The sequence below is a fragment of the Bacteroidales bacterium genome (assembly GCA_023228145.1).
Taxonomy (GTDB): Bacteria; Bacteroidota; Bacteroidia; order Bacteroidales; family CAIWKO01; genus CAIWKO01.
Map to the genome: position 1 here is coordinate 1 of JALOBU010000008.1, position 22203 is coordinate 22203.

Here is a 22203-nt window from a genome sequence, read left to right on the forward strand (position 1 = left end):
TTACAAAAGACCTCACAAGTCTTTGGGATATAAAACACCGATGATGGTATTAAATGAAAAAAATGTATTTTTGAAACTCTAAGATTGAATGGCCCGAAAAAAAGGGAAGCTTACAATACTTCAAAAGAATACGTAAGACATCACTATATTTCCTATGAAGGTAAATTTGAATTATACCAGTTATTTATAGAAAAGTGTCTAATAATTAGCAATCATAACAAATCTTTTATTTCTCTTATCACACCTCAAACATGGCTTTCAATAATACAAGCTACAAAACTAAGAAAATTGGTTTTAAGTAACTTTGAACTTAGTGTTATTGTTTTCCTTGGCAAAAATGTTTTTGAGGATGCTTCAGTTGACACTATAATATTTTCAATTAGTGTTGGAAAAAGTAATAATGAAATTAAGTATTTGCATGAAACTCATTTATTGAATGATAATGCAGATATTGATTTTATAGGTTATTCTTCGATTGATAAAAACTCTTATGTTATACCATTATATATTAATAGTGTTTCTGTTCATATAACAAGTAAAATAAACACAAATTCAATTACTCTTGATCAAATTGGAATTTGGAGTGATGGTATAAAAATAGTTGGTGATGCAAAAGATTTTGCTTTTCAATGTTCCAGATTTGATAATACATTTTATCCTATGTTAATCGGAAAGGACATTGAAAAATACATCTATAATTGGGGCGGTATCTATTGTTGCAGAAATAAAGAAGAGATAGAAAGGCATAATGCTTCAGATATTCGCTTAAGAGATGAATCAATGTTTCAACGTAATAAAATTCTTGTAAGAAAAACAGGCAATGAAATAGTTGCTACTATTGATAAAAACAAAATATACTATGAACAAAGTTTATTTAGTTTTGGTGTAAATGATGAAACAAAATTTTCACTTGAGTTTATTTTAGCTATTCTAAATTCCAGTACTGCTGATTTTTTATTAAAGTCAAATTCATTTTCAAAAAAAGAAACCTTTCCTCAGATAAGAATACACTGGCTTAAAGAGTTTCCATTAAAAAATATCACAATCATAGAACAAGCACCCTTTATTGAAAAAGCAGACATCATGCTTTCATTAAATAAAGAACTGCAAGAATTAAAAATAAGATTCACCAAGTTGTTATCCTCAAAATACACCGACCTTAACATAACCAACAAACTTGCCGATTGGACAGAACTTGATTTCAAAGCTTTCATCAAAGAACTTGAAAAACAAAAAATAAAACTATCCTTACCAGAACAAGCCGAATGGCTTGATTACTTTGAAAAAGAAAAAGCCAAAGCACAGGAAATAAAAGCCGTTATTGATAAAACCGATAAAGAGATTGATAGCATGGTATATCAGCTTTATGGGCTGACTGATGAGGAGATAAGGATAGTTGAGGAAATGTAAATTTAATATTTACATTTTGGCTTTTGCTTGTTCTAATAATGAAAGTAATTCGGCAAAACTATCTTTCCCAAAGGAAACGTATCTTGGATTTACGAGGAGCTTGCTATAATCTTCATCAATATTATTGGGAAATGAAATTTGTCCTAAACCATAAGCTATTATTTTATGGCGGTTAAAATAGAATTTTGGATTTATTCCTAAAGAAATAACGGACATGTGCTGCTGCATGGCGGGGCATCTTTGATGTCACGCCCGCCTGAACGACGCAGTCGGGCAGGCCCAAATGCCCGGCAGGACAGTTTTCCCGCTTGAAGCAGCACAAAGTTACCGGCAGTATATATTCTATTTCTTTAAAATTCTTTTTGTCAAAATTGAATAATTATCAAACATATGAATGATATAAACTCCCTCTGACAAGTCAGTAATATTTATATTGTTTATGTCATGTTGCAACAACCCTTTTAATATTAATTGGCCTTGAATGTTGTAAATAGAAAACAATTTATCATTTGATTTATTTTCAATATACAAATGGTTTGTTGCAGGATTTGGATAAACAAGGATACTATTTTCATCTGATATTTCTTTTTCAATACCACTTTGAGTAAGAGAACGCCTCCAGATACCCACACTGTCATATTGGGGTTGGTTATAATGAGGTTCAATGGGTTGAGTGCCGCATAATACATCATTATTTACCACGATAAAGGTTCTAGTCCATGATTGTATTTTTACTCCTTGATTGTATGGATACCAATTACTACCATTATCATTTGAACGATATATTGTCGTTGTAGAATCAGGAGAACCATTATCCGTAACAACAAAAATATCATTTCCAAACCAATAAACCTGTTCTACTTCCATTGATGTAAAATAACTTATATTATTCCATGATTGGCCATAATTATTTGATTGAAGTAACGAGCCTGATGTGCTCCAAATTGCACATAAAAGATTATGATTTTGCGTTGCAAAATTAAAGACATAACTATCATTTGGTATAAATCCAGTGTCTATTTGCTGCCATGTGTTTGCTGTGTCGACTGAGTACCAAATACCACCATCGCTAAATCCAACAAAAAGCATACTGTCTAATGCTGTAATTGCTACCAGATGACCTGTCTCAAGTAGACCATTATTTTTTGGAATCCAAGTCAAACCATGGTCATATGAAGCACGAACACTTGAGCCCACGGAAGTAAAGATTATGTCAGAAAAAACTAATAATTCATAGCAGTATGTCGAAGGCATCGCATTAATATAAATCCAATTATCTCCATTATCAGTAGATTTGTATAAACTGTCACCGCCGATTAAATAAAGGTCGGGACCTTCGTACTGAATGTTAGCTACGTTTAGTTTATGCAATCCATTATTTTTTTGTATCCACGAATGACCATCATCATCGGAGACATAAATACCTTTTGAAGTTGCTGCTAAAACTCTTGAGTTTACTTTTAGGAAATATTTCACTGAAATTGCATCAGGTAATCCAGTATCAGAAGGAATCCATTGTGGAAATGCTTTAATTGAAATAAAAATTAATAACTGTGCAATTGCAATGGTGAAAAAATGTGTTCTCATAATTTGATTTATTTTATGTTAGACTTTTATTTTGTATTGATCTTATATTGCCGGTAACGATTGTGTTGCTGTATGTCCCTTTACAAACGCTTACAAACGACAATAAACAATATTTTTCAACAAATATATTTAATTTTTTGCAAAAAAACAATAAATAGCATAAATGATGTTTTCAATAATTATCGAACAACATTAATGATTTTGGAATACAGTGGTTTCCAAGTAAAACCACCACCGAGAACTGTTTTTGCGGTAATCATTTATTCATTTCCTGTAGGCTTCGTTGATAGAATTGATGAATTAAAGGGATTGCCTGAATTTAAAGAACCACCAAAGCCTTTTGAGATTGAATAATATTTATCATAATTAACTTGAAGCCTTTCATAATATCAAAAAAACGTCCGATTATTTGATTGCAAAATTACAGTGGAGGTTATACCAAATTGGAAATATTAAATAGTCCGATAGGACGTATTGATATTTCTAATTTGCCTGCCTGTCTGCGACAGTCAGACAGGGTTATACCGATAGTTAAAATAAATAGTACAAACGAGTGAAGCGAAGTTTGGACTATATTATTTTTTAAATCGGTATTATGGCTTTTATACTACTATTTTAACAGGCTTGTATTGTTTGGGGGAGTATTATTTACATTTTTGTTGTACTCAATGTATAACCACCAAGTGTTACGAAAAATTGCTCCACATCTTAATGAACCTCTGCATACGAGACCCTTACGTATCCGCCAACTGGCGGATGTGAGAGCCTCTCCCCGTCAGTGGTGGTTGATGAGCTTATCGAATCATACTGGCGGGGCGGGCTACTCGATTATGCGTTCGTGCTTCATTCTTTACGAAGATGTTTTGTTCAATACTTGTTAGTTATAACTAAAGAACTATTCCAGGCTGTAGCACCAATTTGAAAAACACTGAAAGTAAAATTAAAATTGAAATATAGTAAACGCTTATTTTCTCGTTGCCCGTGCTCTTAGATGCCATTACATCCGTAATTCTCTCACCATTTTGCCATGGACCAATAAAAACAAAACCACTCATTAAAGGATAAATAATACTGATGATTGCAATTATAGGAAGATAAAGTACTGTCATAATTAGTGAACCGAAAATCCATGGCAGAATAATTATGTAAAACAGGTATTTTTTTCTAGAACTTCCAACCTGCAACCATTCTTGGTGTGTCGCAAATCCCAGAAAAGGCCTGCTCATCATCAATGTAATTTTTACCAGCAGAACTGCCGCAATCAGTGCAAGTATTATTTGCAAATAAAGCGGTGCCCCGAGTATGTGATATACCTTGCCGATATCACCAACCTTGAATAATGGGCCGGTCAATAAATAGCCAAGAAAATTATTAAAGCCAAGAATGGCAACCCATGCTATTAACAACTGTGTCAAATCATATTTTTTCATTCTAAAAAAGATACCCGCTGCAATTATGCCCTGCATCAAACTAAAAAGTGGACCTGAAAGAGCAATTGCAATATTTTGAGAGTTGGTAATGGTTTCGCTATTAAGGTGCTCAACATAATTGTGATGCAAGACTGGATGGCTGTCAAATAAAACTCCAAATAGTGCATGAAAGGATTCATGTAAAATAGTCGTAACAAGGAAAGCAGTTACATAAAGTACAGTTGAATTTACCGTTATCCTGAACATTTGTCTTTTATGTTTTAGTTGTTAAAGTTAACTTCTTTTACTCAGTTTGAAGTTCCGATGTCGCGAGGCATGACGCATAACGTTTTGCTGCTTGGCAGCAGCTATTTTAATATAATTACAGTTCCACACGTATCAGGTATTGGTATAAATGATATATTATTTTCTTTACAAAATTTCAAAACGGCTTGCTTGGCTCCTTTATATAAATTATTATTATAATCATGAACAAAAATGTACCCCCCTTTTTCCAATAATGGATAAAAAAAATTCAAGCCTTCGTATATTGGTTTAAACAAATCTGCATCAATGCTCACAAAACAAAAAGAATCAGAAATTCCGAAAGCCGTTTCCGGGAAAAATCCTTTTTTAATTATGCAATTATCAGGATATGGCATTTTTTTCATTACTGCATCTACACTTGTGTCTGAGAAATCCTGATTGCCATATGAAAATTCATTTTCCTGATCAATTCGAATATCTTTGGTATCAAATCCTTTAAAAGTATCAAACAAATAGATTTTTCTGTCAGAAAACAAATAATTTATTTGCCTTGAAAAATCTCCTTTATATACACCAAGCTCTGCAGTGTTTCCTTTCACGTTATTAGCTATAATTTCTTCATAACAAAGCTCTAACATAAAGTATCTAACATAATCAAGAGAATTTGGCAACGTTTTTAGTTTATCTCTTAAAACAAGAGATCTCATCAGATAAAAGCGTTTTCTAGATAAAATAGAGTCAACAATACCAAGGATTGATCTTTTAAAATTCATGATTTCTACCAAATAATATATAAGTAAAATCTTATTTATTGCATAATTGTATGATCTTGAATAGTTGCCGCATAACGCTAACGGCTGGTATTTTGGCGGCGATTTTTAAACCGTTTCCTGTTCCACCAGCCCAAAGTTAATTATAAGAACGTTCTTGTCCAAATGTCCCGCCCCGCCGACCTGTCCCGCACACGAAGTGTCGGGATGCCTGCCCGTCCGGTCAGGCGGGCTTGCCGACACAAAGTTAGCAACTGGCATTATTTGATTCTTTTCCCGATATAAAACACATACCCATAATATTTATGGTATTTCCGATATAACTCTGCCTCATAACGCTGATAGCCTATAAATTCTTCTGCGGATTTATTACCTTTATATTTTTTCAGAAAAGATTCCTGCATTTGTGGTTGCTGAGCATAATAGTCCGTCCAGATAGTATTGGGCACGACAAAAGTAGCAACCGGAAGATAACCTTCTTTTTGCATTTGAGCAACCTTGTTAGATATTGTGTCAATCTCGGGATAGGCTTTTTGCCAAAAATCCTGAATTTCGGCGGGCCGTTCTTCGCTAAACCAAGTATTTTCTGTAATTGCAATATATCCGCCCTTTTTCAGAAATTTCCGCCATTCCTTCAGCCCTTGTTCAAATCCAATGTTATAAATTGCACCTTCCGACCAAATCAAGTCCAATTCATCTTCCTGAAACGGTAGTTTTTCCATATTCCCGATAATACCTTTAACTCTATCCTGAAGATTTTTGGTTTGGGCATTTTGGTTGAATTTATTTATAAAATCGGGGCAAGCATCAACACCGGTAATTTCGCCCGCTGTGTTTTTCGCCAGTACCATTGTTTGGCCACCTGTTCCGCAGCCAATATCGGCAATTTTGGATTTTTCAGTAAGACCGTCTATAAAACTCAATGCTTTGAGCGTTATTTCGGGACTTCCTGGACCTTGCCGTTCTGTGTTCAAAAAATAATCATATATAACATTCAAGTCGAATTCGTGTATCGTTTGTTTTGCATTGCTCATAAACTGTCTTGTTTAAATTTTATTATCTGTCAATTCAATATGCTGTCACATGCTTGCCGCTAACGAACAGATATGGCAAGTCGGCGGCGATTTTTAAACGTTTCCTGTTCCACCAGCCCAAAGTTTATTAAAAGAACGTTCTTGTCCAAATGTCCCGCCCCACCGACCTGTCCCGCACACGAAGTGTCTGGATGCCTGCCCGTCCTGTCAGGCGGACTTGCCGACACAAAGTTATAATGCGTTAATCTTATAGTTTTTCAATTTTTTCAATAAATTCTTTGTCCCAATATTTCTTGTCTGTGTATTTTTTATAAAGCTTCAAATACTTTTTCGCAAGGTCATTTTGTCCATGAAGGTAATAAATTAAACTGAGATTGTGATAGGCGTCGCCTCTTTTCTTATTTGTCGAAACGCACTTTTTAAAAGTAGAAATAGTCAAGTCACGAAGCTCAGATTCCTCATACATTTCAGATTTTACATAATATGTCATGCCCAAGTCATAATAATATTCGTCAAGTCCGCTCGAAATTGTAGATGTGTCAATGGCTAATAAACATTTAAGTGTCAGGTTTACCGAGTCAAGATTTGTGTCATAACATTTGAAGTGTATGGTTTGTTTCTTTATGTCTGAATAGTTGATTTTATTCTGTGTCCATGCGAACGAACCTATCAATGCGAACAAAACGGTCAATGTTAATCTAATTTGTCCTGACATATTTTTTGTTTTTTTAATGCATTATAACGAACCGGTGCTGCTGCATGGCGGGGCGTCAAACGGGTGTGTCTGAAGGACACTGCACGTTCTGATGTCCCGTCAAATGCCACACCGCCCGAAATAGAGTTATTAGAACTTCCTGAAATTGAAAACTCCTGACTTTGAACCGTATGTATTGATGTAGCCCCAACGATGATGAACACAAATACTAATTTAGTAAAATTTTTCATCATAATTTTGTCAGAGTTTATCGTGCTGACTCCGCACTTTTTAAATTTTTAATTATTTAGCAAAGTAATTCTTTCTTCCGTTTCCTTTGGTTGCATATAACGTTCCGGGGCTTTGCAGCGGGCGGAACTTGAATATTCCTGCCGTGTCAACCCTTCCATAAAATTAGTTAATTTTCCATGCGTTTCAAGTTTTTCCCGCATTCCGCCTGGTGCAAAGCCCCTGTTAGCGTTTCGTTGGATTTCCTTCATCATTTATTTTATCACAATCAATTTTTTGCAGACGCTCTTTTGCCCTGTCGTCTGTAACTGGCAGTAATACATACCCGAGGCAATGTCTTCTGTCGAGATGAGCAGCGTTGTAAATGTTCTGTCTATCGTAAAACGCTTTATCTCGTTACCTTGTAAATTGTAAAAAACTATTACACCATTATTTACACCCAGCGGTAAAGCATATTTTATTGTAACTTCGTTAGTCGTTGGGTTAGGAAATAAACCTATGCCAGTCTCATTTTCCATTTCTGAAATGCCATTTAAGTAATGGCAAGGATTTACGTATTCGTTTATAATATATGATGTGTCTTTTGTATTTTTATTACTTATTGTAAAATTTACAGACCCAATATAGGTGGTATCTTGAGGCATCGCAGAATAAAATTGATAAATTTCTGCAACATAGTTTGCATTAGTCAGTCCTGCAATCGTTACTTTAAAATCCAACAGACAGCTGCATGTCGCTAAGTCATACATTGTATCTGTTTCATAAAGTTTTATTTGATTGTTGTCGATATAATAATGCCAAATATTCATTTCTGCTACACAATTTCGAAATGCATTACTGTCTAATATAGTTACGGTATCATGTTTAACTGTGGCGAAAAGCATATCATATTGCTGTGAAAAAGCAGAAATACTCACAAACATGAAAAGTGCAATAAATATTTTTTTCATTTCTTTAGTTTTTATTATTTACTGGTAATTATATATGTCTTTTTTTCAATGAACGCTAACGATTGTTTTGCCGCAAGTTCATTTACAAATACTTACAAACGACAACAAATAGTTTTTTTATTTACAAATATAATTTATTAAAATTAATTATCAGATAAATGTTTTGTATTTTTAGTGAAAAATAAAAAACCTAACTATTGTTTTTTCTGACGGTAAATATTATGGTGTTTGTTTTTATTCCCGCCACAAAAAAGGTCTGTAAGTGTTGATTTCACAGGCCTTTCATTTTTTTGAGCAACATAACCTGTCGAACTTGTAATTAGCTCATAATATTCTTAATGGCAAATCTGGGGTTGATAATTTGCTAAAACTTACGCGGCTTATGCTTTCTGGCCTTTTCGGCCAATAGGGTGGTGTATTCTGGTGTGGTTCCGCAGCAACCGCCTGTTACCAACTGGGCGTTCTTATCTGTCAATGGTTTGAGATAATTTTTCAATTTAGTCTTTCCTTTATTCAGTCTTTAAAGAATTTAGTTTTTTAGTGTCGGTATAGTCAGGGTTGGTAATAAAGACAAGCTCCCTGCCTGCCGCCTACAAGCCCTTTAATGGGTAGGCAGGTGGCAGGTTTGGGTTTCAGCGTTGTCAGGTGAGACCTGTCAATGTGCTTGGCTGTGGGCTTGCTGTCTTCTTTTTCTAAGAATTTCAATTGAATAAATTATTTTGCGTCTTTTTTCTTTTTAATGGTGTGTTTGAATTTTAACACTGCAAAATTTAATTCAATAGATGTTTCAGTTTCATTTAGGTCAAGGTCATTATCCAAAATCTCTGCAATTATTTCACCGCTTTTCTGTAACAGATTTTTTTTATTTTTATCATCTTTAATTTCCGAAAGTTTTTTGACGTTCCGTGTCAGTTCTTTTATTTTTGCAAAGGTCTCAATAATGGTTAGAGTTGTTTGAGTCGCTTTATTACTTTTCATTATTGTTGCAAGCATATATAAACCCCTTTCGGTAAAAGCTTTAGGAAGTTTGGTTTTTCCACCTTTTATTGAAGTCGAAAATTTCGACTTCAATGTATTCCATTCATTATTAGTCAAAACAATAATATACCCATCAGGGAATTTATCCGGATTATTACTAACAGCTTCATTAACTCTTTTGGTTTCTACACCATAAAGTTCAGCAACATCACTGTCTAAAAGAACTTTCTGATTTCTAATTTCGATAATTTTACTTTCTACTTCTTCAAGTCTGATAATTGCTGTCATAATTTATCATGTATAAATTCTATCTCAAAGATATAAAATAAAATATGCTGAAACATTTTTGAAACTTTTCTTAAAAATAATTTATACTAAAACTATTTTCAAAATTTATTACGGTGCGAGATTTTATAATAAAAAACTCCTACTAACTTATTTAGCAGGAGTTTTAAAAAATCCGATAATAGTTACTATTTACAGTTTACTTTATTTATCCAACCCTTTTTACCGCCCAATAATTGCAAACATGACCAATCGCCTTTCTTTTCAAGAACCACAAATTCTTTTCCCCCAGGTATTTTTGCTACTACTGCTGTGTTTGGGTCGGGTTCTGTATAAACATCAATCCTGTCGGAATCCTTGCCTTTGGTTGTTATTTTTTCAGCTAAAGCCGTTGCTGATGTCTGGAAGTCATACTTCTCAAAAGTTACACCCATACTTTGAAGTGTCTTCCACATTTCTAGGCTTTTCTTAGCATTCGTATAATGTTTTCCGTATTTTTTAGCATCAATCTGATTGGCAATTTCCATATAGTTAAGGCAATTTTCAGCATCACCGGTCATGTCGTATAAATAAGCCAGATTAAATGCAGCCGAAGCATTATAATTATCAGCATCGTAAATTGCTTTGTAAACAGCATAAACGCTTTGTAGATCGTCATTCTTAAAATAATCATCTATGTTCTTTACCTTATCTTTAAACTCATCTACTTTAATTTTTTGAAATTCGTATTTACAATAAACATAATGTGGAGCAAAATAATCAACCAATTTGAAAGATAATGTTGTTAAACCTGCATCAAGATATCAATCGTTGGTTTTGCTTTTAATCCAGGAATTGCCGTACTTCCAATATGGTCAATTTTTATTATTTTATTGTTTTATGTGTTTATTATTTTAGTAATTTTTTATATTTTATTATTTTTTTAGCATCATCAATCTGTTCAATTCTATTCATATTAATTACTAAAGGAATCAATTTGCCAATATTTTTACTTTGACTAAATTCTTCTTTAATTCTCTCATCAATGTTGAGTTCATTGACTCCTGAACAATTTTTTTCAGTAAAATAGAATCCTAATTTGAAATACAGGTTCCAAATTGATAACCAAAATACAGTTTTCTTTTTATAGCAGACTTTACATAGCCATGATTTTCCATCATTATAATATCTCCATTCGAGTGTTAATCCCAAATCGGTATCAGTAATAATTTCAATAAACTCATTAAAAACTTTATAAATATCATCTCCAAGGGCATTTTCCAGAACTTCTTTTGTTGGAAATATACTTGAATCTCTTAACAAAATTTCTTCCATCATTTTATGAATAATTAAATATTGTAGAATGTATTACATAGCACATAACGTTCCGGGGCTTTGCAGCGGGCGGAACTTGAACATTCCCGCCGTGTCAACCCGTCCATAAAATTAATTAATTTTCCATATGTTTCAAGTTTTTCCCGCATTCCGCCTGAGGCAAAGCCCCTGTTACCAGCCGTTATTAATTCATTATTCTGTTGTTTCGTTCACAAACGTTATAACTTTAAAACTCTTCCAGTTGCATATTTTCCATCATTTCCTTTGACTTTTAATAAATAAATTCCGTGAGGATATTCAGTCATATCAAAGTCAATCGGCGAGAATTTAATATCTGTCTTTGATGAAATATATTTTCCAAGATAATCCAGAATTTCAATAGAATAGGGTAGGACTCCCTTATAATCAATTTGGATTTTGTCATTTGTCGGATTTGGAAATATATACAGAAATACATCCTCTGTTTCATCTTCTTCTATTCCGCCAAAATGAATGTAACATTGGCCATTAAAATACGGACTGGTGTTGGTATAGGTTTGAAAATAATCTTTGTGTGCACATAAAAGAAGCGTGCCTTCTCCACCAAATGTCGTGCTCTGATATCTCTGAAATATAATTCCGATGTCTGGACCAATACCCTCGATAAACCTAAAGTGTTCGCCAGTTCCAAGTATAAGATAATAGTTGCTTGAAGATAGTATCAAAATTTTATTGCCACTTTCAAACATTACAGAATCTACAATTGCTATGGAATCATGATACAATTGATGTTTAACAATAAAAGTATCGCCAATGTTAAGACTTAAGTCCATAACCAAATTCTCGTCAGTTTCATAGCTACTTAAATACCATACTCTGCCAGTTATAGTATCCTCCCTGATGAATCCATCAAAACCATGCTGTCCATTTACAGCTTTGTAATATTGTCCATTAATCATCGTGTCAGAAGATACAACGAGAGAATCTGTTTCTACCCAGTCAGGCATTGTATGAAAAGCAACATTCCATGATGTTTGTGTTTGTCCAAATATTGATTTATATGGTTGCCCTATTGTTGTCCCTGCGGTTACTGTCAAAAAGAAAGAAATGATAAATAGTTTTTTCATGATTTAAGGTTCTTTATAATGGCTAGTAACTATTGTTTTGCCGCAAGTTCATTTACAAATACTTACAAACGACAACAAATAGTTTTTTTATTACAAATATAATTTATTAAAATTAATAATCAGATAAATGTTTTGTATTTTAGTGAAAAATAAAAAACCTAACTATTGTTTTTTCTGACGGTAAATATTATGGTGTTTGTTTTTATTCCCGCTACAAAAAAGGTCTGTAAGTGTTGATTTCACAGGCCTTTCATTTTTTTGAGCAACATAACCTGTCGAACTTGTAATTAGCTTATAATATTTTTAATGGCAAATCTGGGTTTGATAATTTGCTAAAACTTACGCGGCTTATGCTTCCTGGCTTTTTGGGCTAACAAGGTGATGTATTCTGGTGTGGTTCCGCAGCAACCGCCTGTTACCAACTGGGCGTATTCTTTTATCAACATTCAAGTTAACTATTATTAAATATATAAGGTTTGAAGGCACTGTTTTCCTTTAGAATTTTTGCCCAACTTCTTTTTTCGCTTGTCCAATACTTAAATTCAGGTTGTACATAAACTAAGTTTAATAAGTCAAACCAATCATTATTTTTGAATTTTCTTCCAGGTTGAGTATCTAATTGTTTGAAGTACTCATCCCATGCGGTAATAAAAAAATCCAGTCTTTCCCATTGTTTGTCATTTATATCTATTACGATATCTTTTTTGTATTTATCTCTGTAATATTCAGAAATTAATAAAAAGAAAAAAGGCTTCTGTGTTTGTATAATAGTGAAGAGTAAAGAGCCCTTTTATTAAAATCTTCCTGTATTTGTAAGCTGTTAGGCTGTTAGAGATTGTATTATTGCGATCAGATATTTTTATGTAATGTCTGAACGAAAATTCCATTTTTTTCTCCGCCTATCCCCGTAAGCATATGCTTCAACTTAAGAATTTGTAAAAAGGCTGAAGCCCTATTCGAATAATATTAAAATGAGGTATAGGCTCGGTCGGGCAGACCCGACTGATCCACCAGTTTTCTAGGACAGTCGGGCAAGCCTCGAAACTGAACTTTTCGATTCAAACACTGGATTTCCACTCAGACACTATTTAATGCAATCACTCGAAAAATTAAAAAATTGCTAATTTCATTTATTTTATTTATTTTTGATGTACCAGTAATTTATAATCAGAAAAAAATAAAATCAAATTTTACAAAATTTCTTCGGTCAATTTCTTCTTATAGGATAAGAATTCTTATCATTATAATGAATGTTTTTGCATCAATTTATCTATACCGGTTTATAAATGATAATATCATTATAAAATCAGGTAAATTGGTAATATTAAAATAGTTTAACGACCATGATGAACAAACTAATATTTTTTATTATTGTCTTATTCTATTTTACATGTAAAAATACCATTGCCCAGTATAATTATGTACCAAACCCGAGCTTTGAGGAATATGATTCTATTCCTTTATACTTATCTGACTCAACTATTCATAGTTACTATTATATTCCTAAATATTGGTTCTTGCCAGTTTCTTGTGGCAATATGACTTATTTTAATGCATTATTAAATAATGTAAGTCTGTTTTGGGGTGTACCTCAAAATCCTTGGACATACACATACCCGTATGATGGTAACGCATATGCAGCTATGAATTTATTTGTTATTCACACAAGTGAATATAGAAATTATCATGAGATACAATTAAAAGATACCCTTAAACAAAATAAGCGCTATTGTGTAAGTTTTTACATTACATTAGCTGATTCAAGTGATATCACAATCGATAAAATAGGAGCATATTTCAGCTGCGATTCTGTTTTGTATTATTCAAATAATCCTGGGCCTTGTTTATTATTAGAAAATCCACAAGTTAAAAACAGCCCTGAAACATTTTTTGATTTACCTGATAAATGGTATAGAATAGCCGGTTCATTTGTTGCCTCAGGTGGCGAAAAGTATCTTACTATAGGTAACTTTAATAGTGACCAGAATACGAATTATACATGGATGCCTGATACTAATAACGTAATTAATCCATGGGCATATTTCTTACTTGATATGGTAACAGTAATGGAATGCGATACCAATGTAATAATTATAGATGCCTTTGCAGGCAATAAGGATTCTATATGCAAAGGCGATAGCATTATGCTGGGGCAGCAGGATACCACGCTAAGCGAGTATGAGTTTCACTGGCTGCCCGAAAGCGGGCTTAACGACCCCTGGGTGCAAAACCCCATAGCATCACCAGCGCAAACCACCACTTACACCCTAACCCAAACATATTTCGGTGCCAATGCCACCTACGATACTGTTACTGTCAGCGTAATAGACTGCAGCAGCTCCATTAATACCATCAACGATAATGCGGATATGCAAATTAAACTGTATCCAAATCCTGCCAAAGACCAATTAAGCATTTCTTACACAAATACCGAAAACATTACGGATGAATTATTGTTTGAAGTATATGATTTGCCGGGTAAAAAACTGATTACAAATTATATTACAGCAAACCAGCAGCTAACAATCAGCACACGCGAACTGGGGCAGGGTATTTATTTATACCGCTTTGTTAAAAACAACAATATTGTTAAAGCCGGCAAATTGGTAATAATTAAGTGATTTATAATATTTGTAGAAATTGTAGCTAATTATTACAAACACACCTTTTATTAAAGCAATGAAAAGGATATTTCTAACGATACTGGCATTGTGTTTTTTTTCACAAAGTGATTTAATGGCGCAATTTAATTATGTACCTAACCATAGCTTTGAAGAATACGATTCTATTAGGTTATACAATCCTTTTGATTCAACAGTTTACACTGATTATTATTACCCAACTCATTGGTTTATACCTGTTGACTGCGGGTACCACTATTACTATAACTCAAACCTAAACTATGTTCACAGTTGGTATGTTGTACCTCAGAATCCGTGGAGCTATACATGGCCTTATGATGGTATAGCTCAATCGGGAGTATGCCCATTTACATACAGCGTTAATGAAGGGTTAAGAAACTATCTGGAGGTTAAGCTTAAAATGCCTCTTATCAGCGGGCATGAATATTGCGTCAGCTTTTTCATTACAATAATGGATACTTGTTATATTGCAATAGATCAAATCGGTGCCTGTTTTACTATTGATTCGCTTTTGGGGCATAATTACCCTCCGAATCCACCATGCTATTTATTAGAAAATCCACAGGTAGTAAGCCCTCCGGGCTACTTTTACGACAAACGCAACCAATGGCAGCAGGTTTTGGGGCAGTTTACCGCACAGGGCGGCGAGCAGTTTATGACTATCGGAAATTTCAAAACGGATTCCAACACCAATTTTGTGTGGCTGCCGGACATCAGCACGTATGGTACTAATTCCTACTACCATATTGATATGGTTACGGTAATAGAATGCGACAGCAATATCAGGCAAGCCGTTGCAGGTAACGACACCACAATTTGCCGGGGCGACAGCATAAGGCTTGGCATAAATGATACGTTGGCGGGTTACCATTTTTTTTGGTCGCCGGCAACAGGATTAAGCGATTCGAACGTGCAAAATCCTTTTGCCAAACCTGATGTAACTACTACTTATCAGCTAATGCAAAATTACTACAGCTCATATTATACTTCGGATGAGGTAACCATTACTGTAATTGACTGTAGCACGCCGCCCCCGGATACCGGAGCAAACCGGGTGCTATACCTACCTAATATTTTCTCACCCAATGGCGACGGGCAGAACGACGTGTTTCGGGTGCGGGGCGAAAACATAGAAACCTTGCACCTTGCGGTGTATAACCGCTGGGGTGAGAAGGTGTTTGAAAGTCAAAACAAAAATGATGGCTGGGATGGAAATTACAAAGGCAAGCCATGCAGCGCGAATGTGTATGTGTACCACGCCACGATAGTATTTGAAGATGGAACGGAAACGAGCAGGAAAGGGAATGTGACGCTGGTGAGGTGAGAGAATAAGTGAAAATAGAAATTAAAAAGTTGATTATTACTATTATAAATGAAACGAATAATTATAATGAATTGGATGGTTCTTTCAAGTATTTCGAAAAACAATATGCCTATGATGTACTATCATCCGAAATCAACATCAATAATTCATCTGTTGAAAATTTCTTTGAAACTCTTGAAAACGGGAATATCGGAAAGTTTAATAAAATTTATCAAATGATTGACCGTAATCAATTTAATAGTGCGTTAATAGCAAATAATTCCATTGTTCCGACCAATCAAATTGAAGTTAACCGGAAGTGGGTAAATGGAGTTTATCTTGATTATGTTGCTCCGCAAAGAAGCATACCGCAAACCACAATTGATGAATTGGAAACACTTGCTTCATCGTCACCGTTTGTCAATGGGGATGCAGTCTATACTGCAAGGGCAATAGTGGGTTATACAGAACCTGAACTAAACAACAAGAATATGGAACAGGATAACCCGCAGGATGAAATTGTTACAAATAACCCAGTATTGGTTCATGTTTATCCCAATCCTACCAGCGATTTTATTATTGTAGAAGTCACTGGAGAAATAAGGGAACCTGTGTTATTTACGATCTATAATGTATTGGGATATAAAAAGAAAGAGGTATTAATTTCTAATGGTAAGATGAAGATTGATATCAGCGACTTCAATCAGGGTGCTTACTGGTATGATGCCCGCCTTTCGCTAATATCAATTAACAAGGGTAAATTCATCATAAGCAGGTAATGAAAGTAAAAGGTCTTGTATTACTTGTCGCATTAACATTGGCTGATGCCCATCGGGGTATCAGTCAATGTTTTACAATGAATTAAAAACCAAATTCAGAGGATATATTTATAAGACTACTTCTGATTTTGCAATATCTTGTTATGTTAATTGATCTCTACAATTAATAATTTCTATGAAGAAAATCGTATTAATTTTTTTGTTATGGATCAGTGCATTAAGTGGATTTAACCAGACACTAGGGGGTTATGTAATACTTGATTACCTTATCTCTGCAGAGCATCCCTATGGTTGTGAACCTGAATTTGTTACTGGCCCCCCTGATGATTCGATTTGGGTGAACTTAAACAATAATGACACCATGAGAGGTCTATTCATAAATACTTGGTTAGATACTATTGGTAGTAAGCTACTATTAGAAACCGGTTATCATCCTAGTAATTATCAAGTAAAGTTATTACTGACCAACAACCTGTACTCCGTCCCCTATAATGTAGATACTAGTGAATGGATACAAATCTGTGATACACTATGTCATAACTTATGGGCTGACTGTACTGAAGGAGTTCAGGAAGATAAACGTTTTATACTTCTTCTTGACTTTGCTTTGAACTTTGGTTTGACAAATTCAGATACCGTTAAAGGAATAGAAATCATTTTTAAAAATACAATTGGATTACCCGATCTAGCTGGAGTGTACGTTTGTGGTAATAAGATTAATAATTCAATTAATATAGGCAAGGATACGATTTTGTGTGATGGCAATATTTTAATGCTTAACGCAACAACCCCTAATGCAACATATTTGTGGCAAGATAACTCTTTATACCCTACTTATTCCGTTTTTCACGAAGGTATCTACTGGGTAGTCGTTACGCAAAATTGTGTATCATTCTCTGATACGATCGCTATTAATTACGAGAATTGTGTCAATAATACATTCATACCCAATATTTTTTCACCTAACGCTGACGGGCAGAACGACGTGTTTCGCGTGAGGGGAGAAAATATAGAAACCTTGCACCTTGCGGTGTATAACCGCTGGGGAGAGAAGGTTTTTGAAAGCGAAAGCCAAAATGATGGCTGGGATGGAAACTACAAAGGCAAGCCATGCAGCGCGGATGTTTATGTGTACCATGCCACAATAATATTTGAAGATGGGACGGAAACGAGCAGGAAAGGGAATGTGACGCTGGTGAGGTGAAAAAATAAGTGAAAATAGAAATTAAATGTTGATTATTACTACTATTAATGAAACGAATAATTATAATGAATTGGATGGTTCTTTCAAGTATTTTGAAAAACAATATGCTTACCACATTCTTGATGCGAATGCTTTATCTTTAAATGCTCAAACCGGGCAGTATTATTATGATTTAAAAAACAGTAATATCGGCAAGTATGATGAAATATACAGGAAAATCGAAGTAGGAGATATTAATAATGCTTCCCTATTAAATAATCAAACTGCGCCAGTAAATAGTATAGAGCAGTATCGAAAATGGGTAAATGCGGTTTACTTTGATTATATTGTGACACAAAAAGAAATTCCACAAAATATTATTGAAGATTTGGAAATTCTTGCGTCTTCTTCGCCTTTTGTTAACGGCGATGCTGTTTACACTGCCAGGGCCATTGTTGGTTATACTGAATCTGTTGTAAATCCAAAAAGTTTAGAACAAGAAAATGATACAAACAGCAGTTCTGAAATTACAGCAAAAGTTTATCCGAATCCCGCGAACGACAAGCTATTTATTGAGATAAAAGCAACAGGCGATGAAAAACTAAATTTTCTTATTTTAAACTCTTTGGGCGTAAAACTAAAAGAAGTTAGTCTGCAAAAAAATACAGTAATTGATGTAAGTCGGTTAAATAACGGTTTGTATTTTTATCAAATTTTACGTACTTTTAATCAAGAAATAACAGACAAAGGACGTTTTGTAATAAGCAGATAAATGGTTATTAAACAAGTTATATTGGTTATTTCTTTGGCATTGGCATTTCCCTATTATGGGAAATGCCAATGCATTTTTACTAATTTAATTAAAAATCCTGGATTGGAAGAATACACCTGCTGCCCAACAAATATGACCATGATAGATTGTGCAAATAATTGGACACAACCAATATTTAATAATAGTACTTCCGATTATTTTAATATTTGTGGAATAGATTCAATTACTGATTATTCTACCTTTGTTTATTTTCAACATGCATTTTTTGGAAATGGTTATGCAGGAATATGCAGCTATAATTATAATGCTCCATGGTCTAATAGAGAATACCTTCAAGGCACATTAACAGAACCGCTCTTAGCTAATATGTGTTATTATTGTGAGTTCTGGGTCAAACTCTTTAATTTCACTAGCTCATCTACATTTCCTTTATGTGCAATAGATGCTTTAAGCATTTTCTTTTCTGATACTCTTCCAAAGAGTAATGGTACCATGGCCTTGTATTTTCCTGCACAAATAAACAACCCAACTGGACGTATAATTTCAGATACAAGTAACTGGGCAAAAATATCAGGTACATTCATTGCCACAGGTGAAGAGAAATTCATTACTGTTGGTACTTTTAAACAAGAAAATGAAATAAATAAAATTTATTACGGAAATCCGGCAGCAGACCGTTCTTATTATTTTTTTGACAACTTCTCGCTTTGCCCCTGCGCAGATACCATACCTCCGGCAGAGCCGGAACCTGTGGTGTATATACCCAATATTTTTTCACCTAACGGCGACGGCAACAATGATGTGCTTTATGTGCGCAGCGAACATATAAAAGAATTAAATTTCAGTATTTATAACCGCTGGGGAGAGAAGGTGTTTGAAAGTCAAAACAAAAATGATGGCTGGGATGGAAATTACAAAGGCAAGCCATGCAGCGTGGATGTGTATGTGTACCACGCCACGATAGTGTTTGAGGATGGAACGGAAACGAGCAGGAAAGGGAATGTGACGCTGGTGAGGTGAGAGGAGAGTGGAACGTAGAAATTACTATTATGAATTTGTGATGACAGACGGGTAAGCAAGATTTAGCTCTTTTGCAAGTTTTGGTTGTGGGGTAGCTGGTGCGACTTGCAAATGTGCTAAATGTGCGGTGGCTGTTTTTTATTTTTGTCCCCTCATTATTCACTGTTTACGTTTCCATGAAGAAGTTTTCTTCGCCTTGTTGGTAACGGTTTGCCGGTATGGTGTCGTGCGGGAGTACGAGGCGAAAATTTATCAAGTTACAACAAGCTTTTTTACGAGCCACAAACTTTCAAAAACCACTGAAACCCGCATGCACTATACCATGTGTTGGCATTTCGTGCTTTTAACTCACTCTATCTTTTATCTTTTTTATCGTTTGGTCAAAGTCATTTTTTGTTCGCAACCAAAGTATTATCAGAAATATTCCGATCATAAAACCAACTATCGTAATTACAAGAAATACGATAAATGTATTTTGTTTATTTGTGTAATCACTTGTCAGCAGAGAAACAAGAAAGGATGCTGCTACTGAAATCAAGAATATAGCAAAATTTAAATAAATTGAAGAAGGTGAACCTTTCTCAATAATTTCAAGTTCTGATTCACTAACCTCATAAATTGTTAATGAATCAAATTTGTGTCGTTTTATTTTGAGTTTCTCGTCAGAAAGATTTTCTTGGCTTGGTCTAGTTGTCTCAATAACTTTACCTTCTTTAACTTCTGACTCGGTGGATTGTAATTTAGCTGAATTTTCCATGTCGTCAGATTTTAAAGATTATCTTTTAACCATTCATTTCTGCAAATCACGTTTCTCCATGCAGCTTCAACTCCAGATTTAATTATAAAAATCCTGCTACCTTTTGGAAAAAATTGTCCGAGATTTTCTCTAATCTCAGTCGCAGATTGTTCTGTTTTAACAGCCCATAATGATTCTGTAATATGAGCCCATGTTCCATAATCCTTAATGGCTTTGAAGAGTTCGTCATAATTTCCTCCTTCAGCCATATCATAGGATATCAAATATGTTTTTTTCATTTTATTGTATAGTATTTTTCAATTAATGCAGTGTCTTTTTAGCATGAATGCCAACTATTGTGTTGCCGTAAGTTCATTTACAAATGCTTACAAACGACAACAAATAGTTTTTTTATTTACAAATATAATTTATTAAAATTAATTATCAGATAAATGTTTTGTATTTTAGTGAAAAATAAAAAACCTAACTATTGTTTTTTCTGACGGTAAATATTATGGTGTTTGTTTTTATTCCCGCTACAAAAAAGGTCTGTAAGTGTTGATTTCATAGGCCTTTCATTTTTTTGAGCAACATAACCTGTCGAACTTGTAATTAGCTTATAATATTTTTAATGGCAAATCTGGGGTTGATAATTTGCTAAAACTTGCGTGGCTTATACTTCCTGGCTTTTTGGGCTAACAAGGTGATGTATTCTGGTGTGGTTCCGCAGCAACCGCCTGCAATATTCACCAGCCCTTCGCTCATATATTTCTCAACGATAGCGGCCATCTGTTCGGCAGTTTCTTTATGCTCGCCGGACTGATCAGGAAGCCCTGCGCCCGGATAAATACTCACAAAATAAGGAGCTTTAGCCGCTATCATTTCAACAAAAGGCTTCATCTGCAATGCCCCGGGAGAACAATTTATTCCTACAGAAAGAGGGGAAAAATGAGAAACGGAAACAAGAAACTTCTCAATATTTTGCCCGGAAAGAAGACAACCACTTTCATTTGAAATGGTAACAGAGACCATTACGGGCAGATGTCTTTTCTTTTTCTCAAAAACTTGGCTTATCGCATCCAGAGCAGCCATGGCGTTCAGAATGTCAAATACGGTTTCAACCAACAACATATCAACGCGGCCATCCATAAGCCCTTCAATCTGAACGGCATATTTATTTACAAGTTCGTCATAGGAAATAAATCTGAAATTTGGGTTGTTAACATCCTGCGGCACAGAAGCAGACCTATTTGTCGGGCCAATGCAGCCCGCCACAAAACGGTACCACATCGGGTCGCGTTCAAAATATTCATCGGCAGCAGCCCTTGCGAGCCTTGCGGCTTCATGATTTATTTCATAAGCATAAGTTTCCAGCCCGTAATCCGAAAGAGAAACGGACTGCGCATTGAAGGTGTTTGTTTCAATGATATCTGCCCCGGCAGAAAGATACTCTGCATGTATCTGGCTTATAATGGATGGCTGTGTGAGGTTAAGAATATCATTGCAGCCTTTAATTTTATACGGATGGGAAGCAAACCTGCGGCCACGGAAATCACTTTCAGAGAGACTGTATTTTTGTATCATGGTTCCCATTGCCCCGTCAAGAACCATAATGCGTTCTTTTAATATTTCAATTATATCCAACCTTTTTGAGTTTATAACAGCAACAATTATGTAAATTTCGAAAAAAAAACCACACAAAAAATATTTCTTTC

General features: G+C 34.6%; 26 protein-coding genes. 7 read left to right on the forward strand and 19 right to left on the reverse strand.

Features of this window, described 5'->3' with window-relative positions:
* Positions 1-84 precede the first annotated feature (84 nt).
* On the forward strand, positions 85-1410 hold the full coding sequence (locus tag M0R16_05420) for a hypothetical protein (GenBank protein ID MCK9612323.1): 1326 nt from the start codon (positions 85-87) through the stop codon (positions 1408-1410).
* 9 nt (positions 1411-1419) lie between these two features.
* Here M0R16_05420 and M0R16_05425 read toward each other — a convergent pair whose 3' ends face one another.
* From M0R16_05425 to M0R16_05500, 16 genes are all read right to left on the reverse strand, one after another.
* The gene (locus tag M0R16_05425) at positions 1420-1638 is read right to left on the reverse strand and encodes a hypothetical protein (protein ID MCK9612324.1); all 219 of its coding nucleotides are present in this window, start codon (positions 1636-1638) and stop codon (positions 1420-1422) included.
* Positions 1639-1752: 114 nt separating this feature from the next.
* Positions 1753-2997, reverse strand: a complete 1245-nt coding sequence (locus M0R16_05430) for a T9SS type A sorting domain-containing protein (protein MCK9612325.1) — start codon at positions 2995-2997, stop codon at positions 1753-1755.
* 887 nt (positions 2998-3884) lie between these two features.
* Positions 3885-4673 carry a hypothetical protein gene (locus M0R16_05435; GenBank protein MCK9612326.1) on the reverse strand — a complete coding sequence of 263 codons (789 nt, stop codon included), beginning with the start codon at positions 4671-4673 and terminating at the stop codon, positions 3885-3887.
* A 101-nt stretch (positions 4674-4774) separates the two neighbouring features.
* Complete coding sequence (locus M0R16_05440) at positions 4775-5446, reverse strand: TylF/MycF family methyltransferase (GenBank protein ID MCK9612327.1); 672 nt, start codon at positions 5444-5446, stop codon at positions 4775-4777.
* A gap of 105 nt (positions 5447-5551) precedes the next feature.
* The gene (locus M0R16_05445) at positions 5552-5704 is read right to left on the reverse strand and encodes a hypothetical protein (protein ID MCK9612328.1); all 153 of its coding nucleotides are present in this window, start codon (positions 5702-5704) and stop codon (positions 5552-5554) included.
* Positions 5704-6477 carry a class I SAM-dependent methyltransferase gene (locus tag M0R16_05450; GenBank protein MCK9612329.1) on the reverse strand — a complete coding sequence of 258 codons (774 nt, stop codon included), beginning with the start codon at positions 6475-6477 and terminating at the stop codon, positions 5704-5706. Before M0R16_05450 ends, M0R16_05445 begins: the two co-directional genes overlap by 1 nt.
* Before the next feature lie 247 nt (positions 6478-6724).
* The gene (locus tag M0R16_05455; GenBank protein MCK9612330.1) at positions 6725-7192 is read right to left on the reverse strand and encodes a hypothetical protein; all 468 of its coding nucleotides are present in this window, start codon (positions 7190-7192) and stop codon (positions 6725-6727) included.
* Complete coding sequence (locus M0R16_05460) at positions 7171-7425, reverse strand: hypothetical protein (GenBank protein ID MCK9612331.1); 255 nt, start codon at positions 7423-7425, stop codon at positions 7171-7173. The genes M0R16_05455 and M0R16_05460 overlap by 22 nt, the downstream gene beginning before the upstream one ends.
* 45 nt (positions 7426-7470) lie before the next feature.
* A complete protein-coding gene (locus M0R16_05465; GenBank protein ID MCK9612332.1) occupies positions 7471-7674 on the reverse strand; it encodes a hypothetical protein in 204 nt (67 codons plus the stop codon).
* Positions 7675-8370 (reverse strand): T9SS type A sorting domain-containing protein, encoded by a 696-nt coding sequence (locus M0R16_05470; GenBank protein ID MCK9612333.1) that lies wholly within the window; start codon positions 8368-8370, stop codon positions 7675-7677.
* 552 nt (positions 8371-8922) lie between these two features.
* A complete protein-coding gene (locus M0R16_05475; GenBank protein MCK9612334.1) occupies positions 8923-9075 on the reverse strand; it encodes a hypothetical protein in 153 nt (50 codons plus the stop codon).
* A gap of 9 nt (positions 9076-9084) precedes the next feature.
* Positions 9085-9636 carry an ORF6N domain-containing protein gene (locus M0R16_05480; GenBank protein MCK9612335.1) on the reverse strand — a complete coding sequence of 184 codons (552 nt, stop codon included), beginning with the start codon at positions 9634-9636 and terminating at the stop codon, positions 9085-9087.
* A gap of 185 nt (positions 9637-9821) precedes the next feature.
* Positions 9822-10400, reverse strand: coding sequence for an SH3 domain-containing protein (locus M0R16_05485; GenBank protein ID MCK9612336.1), 579 nt, complete (start codon positions 10398-10400; stop codon positions 9822-9824).
* Between the two features lie 17 nt (positions 10401-10417).
* Positions 10418-10468: a GrpB family protein gene (locus M0R16_05490; GenBank protein MCK9612337.1), complete on the reverse strand. Its 51-nt coding sequence runs from the start codon at positions 10466-10468 to the stop codon at positions 10418-10420.
* Positions 10469-10521: 53 nt separating this feature from the next.
* Entirely contained in the window at positions 10522-10950 is a 429-nt protein-coding gene (locus tag M0R16_05495) for a DUF3788 domain-containing protein (protein ID MCK9612338.1), read from the reverse strand.
* Positions 10951-11165: 215 nt separating this feature from the next.
* Positions 11166-12053: a T9SS type A sorting domain-containing protein gene (locus M0R16_05500; GenBank protein MCK9612339.1), complete on the reverse strand. Its 888-nt coding sequence runs from the start codon at positions 12051-12053 to the stop codon at positions 11166-11168.
* A gap of 1343 nt (positions 12054-13396) precedes the next feature.
* Between M0R16_05500 and M0R16_05505 the strand changes: the two genes are divergently transcribed.
* The 6 genes from M0R16_05505 (at position 13397) to M0R16_05530 (ending at position 19752) form a co-directional block, all read left to right on the forward strand.
* Positions 13397-14674 (forward strand): T9SS type A sorting domain-containing protein, encoded by a 1278-nt coding sequence (locus M0R16_05505; GenBank protein MCK9612340.1) that lies wholly within the window; start codon positions 13397-13399, stop codon positions 14672-14674.
* Positions 14675-14732: 58 nt separating this feature from the next.
* Entirely contained in the window at positions 14733-16019 is a 1287-nt protein-coding gene (locus M0R16_05510; protein MCK9612341.1) for a gliding motility-associated C-terminal domain-containing protein, read from the forward strand.
* Between the two features lie 8 nt (positions 16020-16027).
* Complete coding sequence (locus M0R16_05515; GenBank protein MCK9612342.1) at positions 16028-16777, forward strand: T9SS type A sorting domain-containing protein; 750 nt, start codon at positions 16028-16030, stop codon at positions 16775-16777.
* 175 nt (positions 16778-16952) lie between these two features.
* Positions 16953-17981 carry a gliding motility-associated C-terminal domain-containing protein gene (locus M0R16_05520; protein ID MCK9612343.1) on the forward strand — a complete coding sequence of 343 codons (1029 nt, stop codon included), beginning with the start codon at positions 16953-16955 and terminating at the stop codon, positions 17979-17981.
* Positions 17982-18006: 25 nt separating this feature from the next.
* Positions 18007-18732, forward strand: a complete 726-nt coding sequence (locus M0R16_05525) for a T9SS type A sorting domain-containing protein (GenBank protein ID MCK9612344.1) — start codon at positions 18007-18009, stop codon at positions 18730-18732.
* Complete coding sequence (locus M0R16_05530) at positions 18733-19752, forward strand: gliding motility-associated C-terminal domain-containing protein (protein ID MCK9612345.1); 1020 nt, start codon at positions 18733-18735, stop codon at positions 19750-19752. It abuts the gene before it with no gap.
* Between the two features lie 343 nt (positions 19753-20095).
* On the opposite strand, the gene M0R16_05535 is transcribed toward M0R16_05530, so the two are convergent.
* From M0R16_05535 to M0R16_05545, 3 genes are all read right to left on the reverse strand, one after another.
* Positions 20096-20509 carry a hypothetical protein gene (locus M0R16_05535; GenBank protein ID MCK9612346.1) on the reverse strand — a complete coding sequence of 138 codons (414 nt, stop codon included), beginning with the start codon at positions 20507-20509 and terminating at the stop codon, positions 20096-20098.
* A gap of 11 nt (positions 20510-20520) precedes the next feature.
* Complete coding sequence (locus M0R16_05540; GenBank protein ID MCK9612347.1) at positions 20521-20787, reverse strand: hypothetical protein; 267 nt, start codon at positions 20785-20787, stop codon at positions 20521-20523.
* A gap of 358 nt (positions 20788-21145) precedes the next feature.
* Complete coding sequence (locus M0R16_05545) at positions 21146-22132, reverse strand: homocysteine S-methyltransferase family protein (protein ID MCK9612348.1); 987 nt, start codon at positions 22130-22132, stop codon at positions 21146-21148.
* Positions 22133-22203: the final 71 nt, after the last annotated feature.

What these genes read in the sequence shown, in the direction of transcription:
- M0R16_05500 (MCK9612339.1), bottom strand. Translation starts at nt 12,053, where the DNA reads ATGAAAAAACTATTTATCATTTCTTTCTTTTTGACAGTAACCGCAGGG.
- M0R16_05435 (MCK9612326.1), bottom strand. Translation starts at nt 4,673, where the DNA reads ATGTTCAGGATAACGGTAAATTCAACTGTACTTTATGTAACTGCTTTC.
- M0R16_05450 (MCK9612329.1), bottom strand. Translation starts at nt 6,477, where the DNA reads ATGAGCAATGCAAAACAAACGATACACGAATTCGACTTGAATGTTATA.
- M0R16_05445 (MCK9612328.1), bottom strand. Translation starts at nt 5,704, where the DNA reads ATGCCAGTTGCTAACTTTGTGTCGGCAAGCCCGCCTGACCGGACGGGC.
- M0R16_05525 (MCK9612344.1), top strand. Translation starts at nt 18,007, where the DNA reads ATGTTGATTATTACTACTATTAATGAAACGAATAATTATAATGAATTG.
- M0R16_05505 (MCK9612340.1), top strand. Translation starts at nt 13,397, where the DNA reads ATGATGAACAAACTAATATTTTTTATTATTGTCTTATTCTATTTTACA.
- M0R16_05495 (MCK9612338.1), bottom strand. Translation starts at nt 10,950, where the DNA reads ATGATGGAAGAAATTTTGTTAAGAGATTCAAGTATATTTCCAACAAAA.
- M0R16_05470 (MCK9612333.1), bottom strand. Translation starts at nt 8,370, where the DNA reads ATGAAAAAAATATTTATTGCACTTTTCATGTTTGTGAGTATTTCTGCT.
- M0R16_05520 (MCK9612343.1), top strand. Translation starts at nt 16,953, where the DNA reads ATGAAGAAAATCGTATTAATTTTTTTGTTATGGATCAGTGCATTAAGT.
- M0R16_05480 (MCK9612335.1), bottom strand. Translation starts at nt 9,636, where the DNA reads ATGACAGCAATTATCAGACTTGAAGAAGTAGAAAGTAAAATTATCGAA.
- M0R16_05510 (MCK9612341.1), top strand. Translation starts at nt 14,733, where the DNA reads ATGAAAAGGATATTTCTAACGATACTGGCATTGTGTTTTTTTTCACAA.
- M0R16_05425 (MCK9612324.1), bottom strand. Translation starts at nt 1,638, where the DNA reads ATGCAGCAGCACATGTCCGTTATTTCTTTAGGAATAAATCCAAAATTC.
- M0R16_05460 (MCK9612331.1), bottom strand. Translation starts at nt 7,425, where the DNA reads ATGATGAAAAATTTTACTAAATTAGTATTTGTGTTCATCATCGTTGGG.
- M0R16_05440 (MCK9612327.1), bottom strand. Translation starts at nt 5,446, where the DNA reads ATGAATTTTAAAAGATCAATCCTTGGTATTGTTGACTCTATTTTATCT.
- M0R16_05540 (MCK9612347.1), bottom strand. Translation starts at nt 20,787, where the DNA reads ATGAAAAAAACATATTTGATATCCTATGATATGGCTGAAGGAGGAAAT.
- M0R16_05455 (MCK9612330.1), bottom strand. Translation starts at nt 7,192, where the DNA reads ATGTCAGGACAAATTAGATTAACATTGACCGTTTTGTTCGCATTGATA.
- M0R16_05430 (MCK9612325.1), bottom strand. Translation starts at nt 2,997, where the DNA reads ATGAGAACACATTTTTTCACCATTGCAATTGCACAGTTATTAATTTTT.
- M0R16_05465 (MCK9612332.1), bottom strand. Translation starts at nt 7,674, where the DNA reads ATGATGAAGGAAATCCAACGAAACGCTAACAGGGGCTTTGCACCAGGC.
- M0R16_05530 (MCK9612345.1), top strand. Translation starts at nt 18,733, where the DNA reads ATGGTTATTAAACAAGTTATATTGGTTATTTCTTTGGCATTGGCATTT.
- M0R16_05535 (MCK9612346.1), bottom strand. Translation starts at nt 20,509, where the DNA reads ATGGAAAATTCAGCTAAATTACAATCCACCGAGTCAGAAGTTAAAGAA.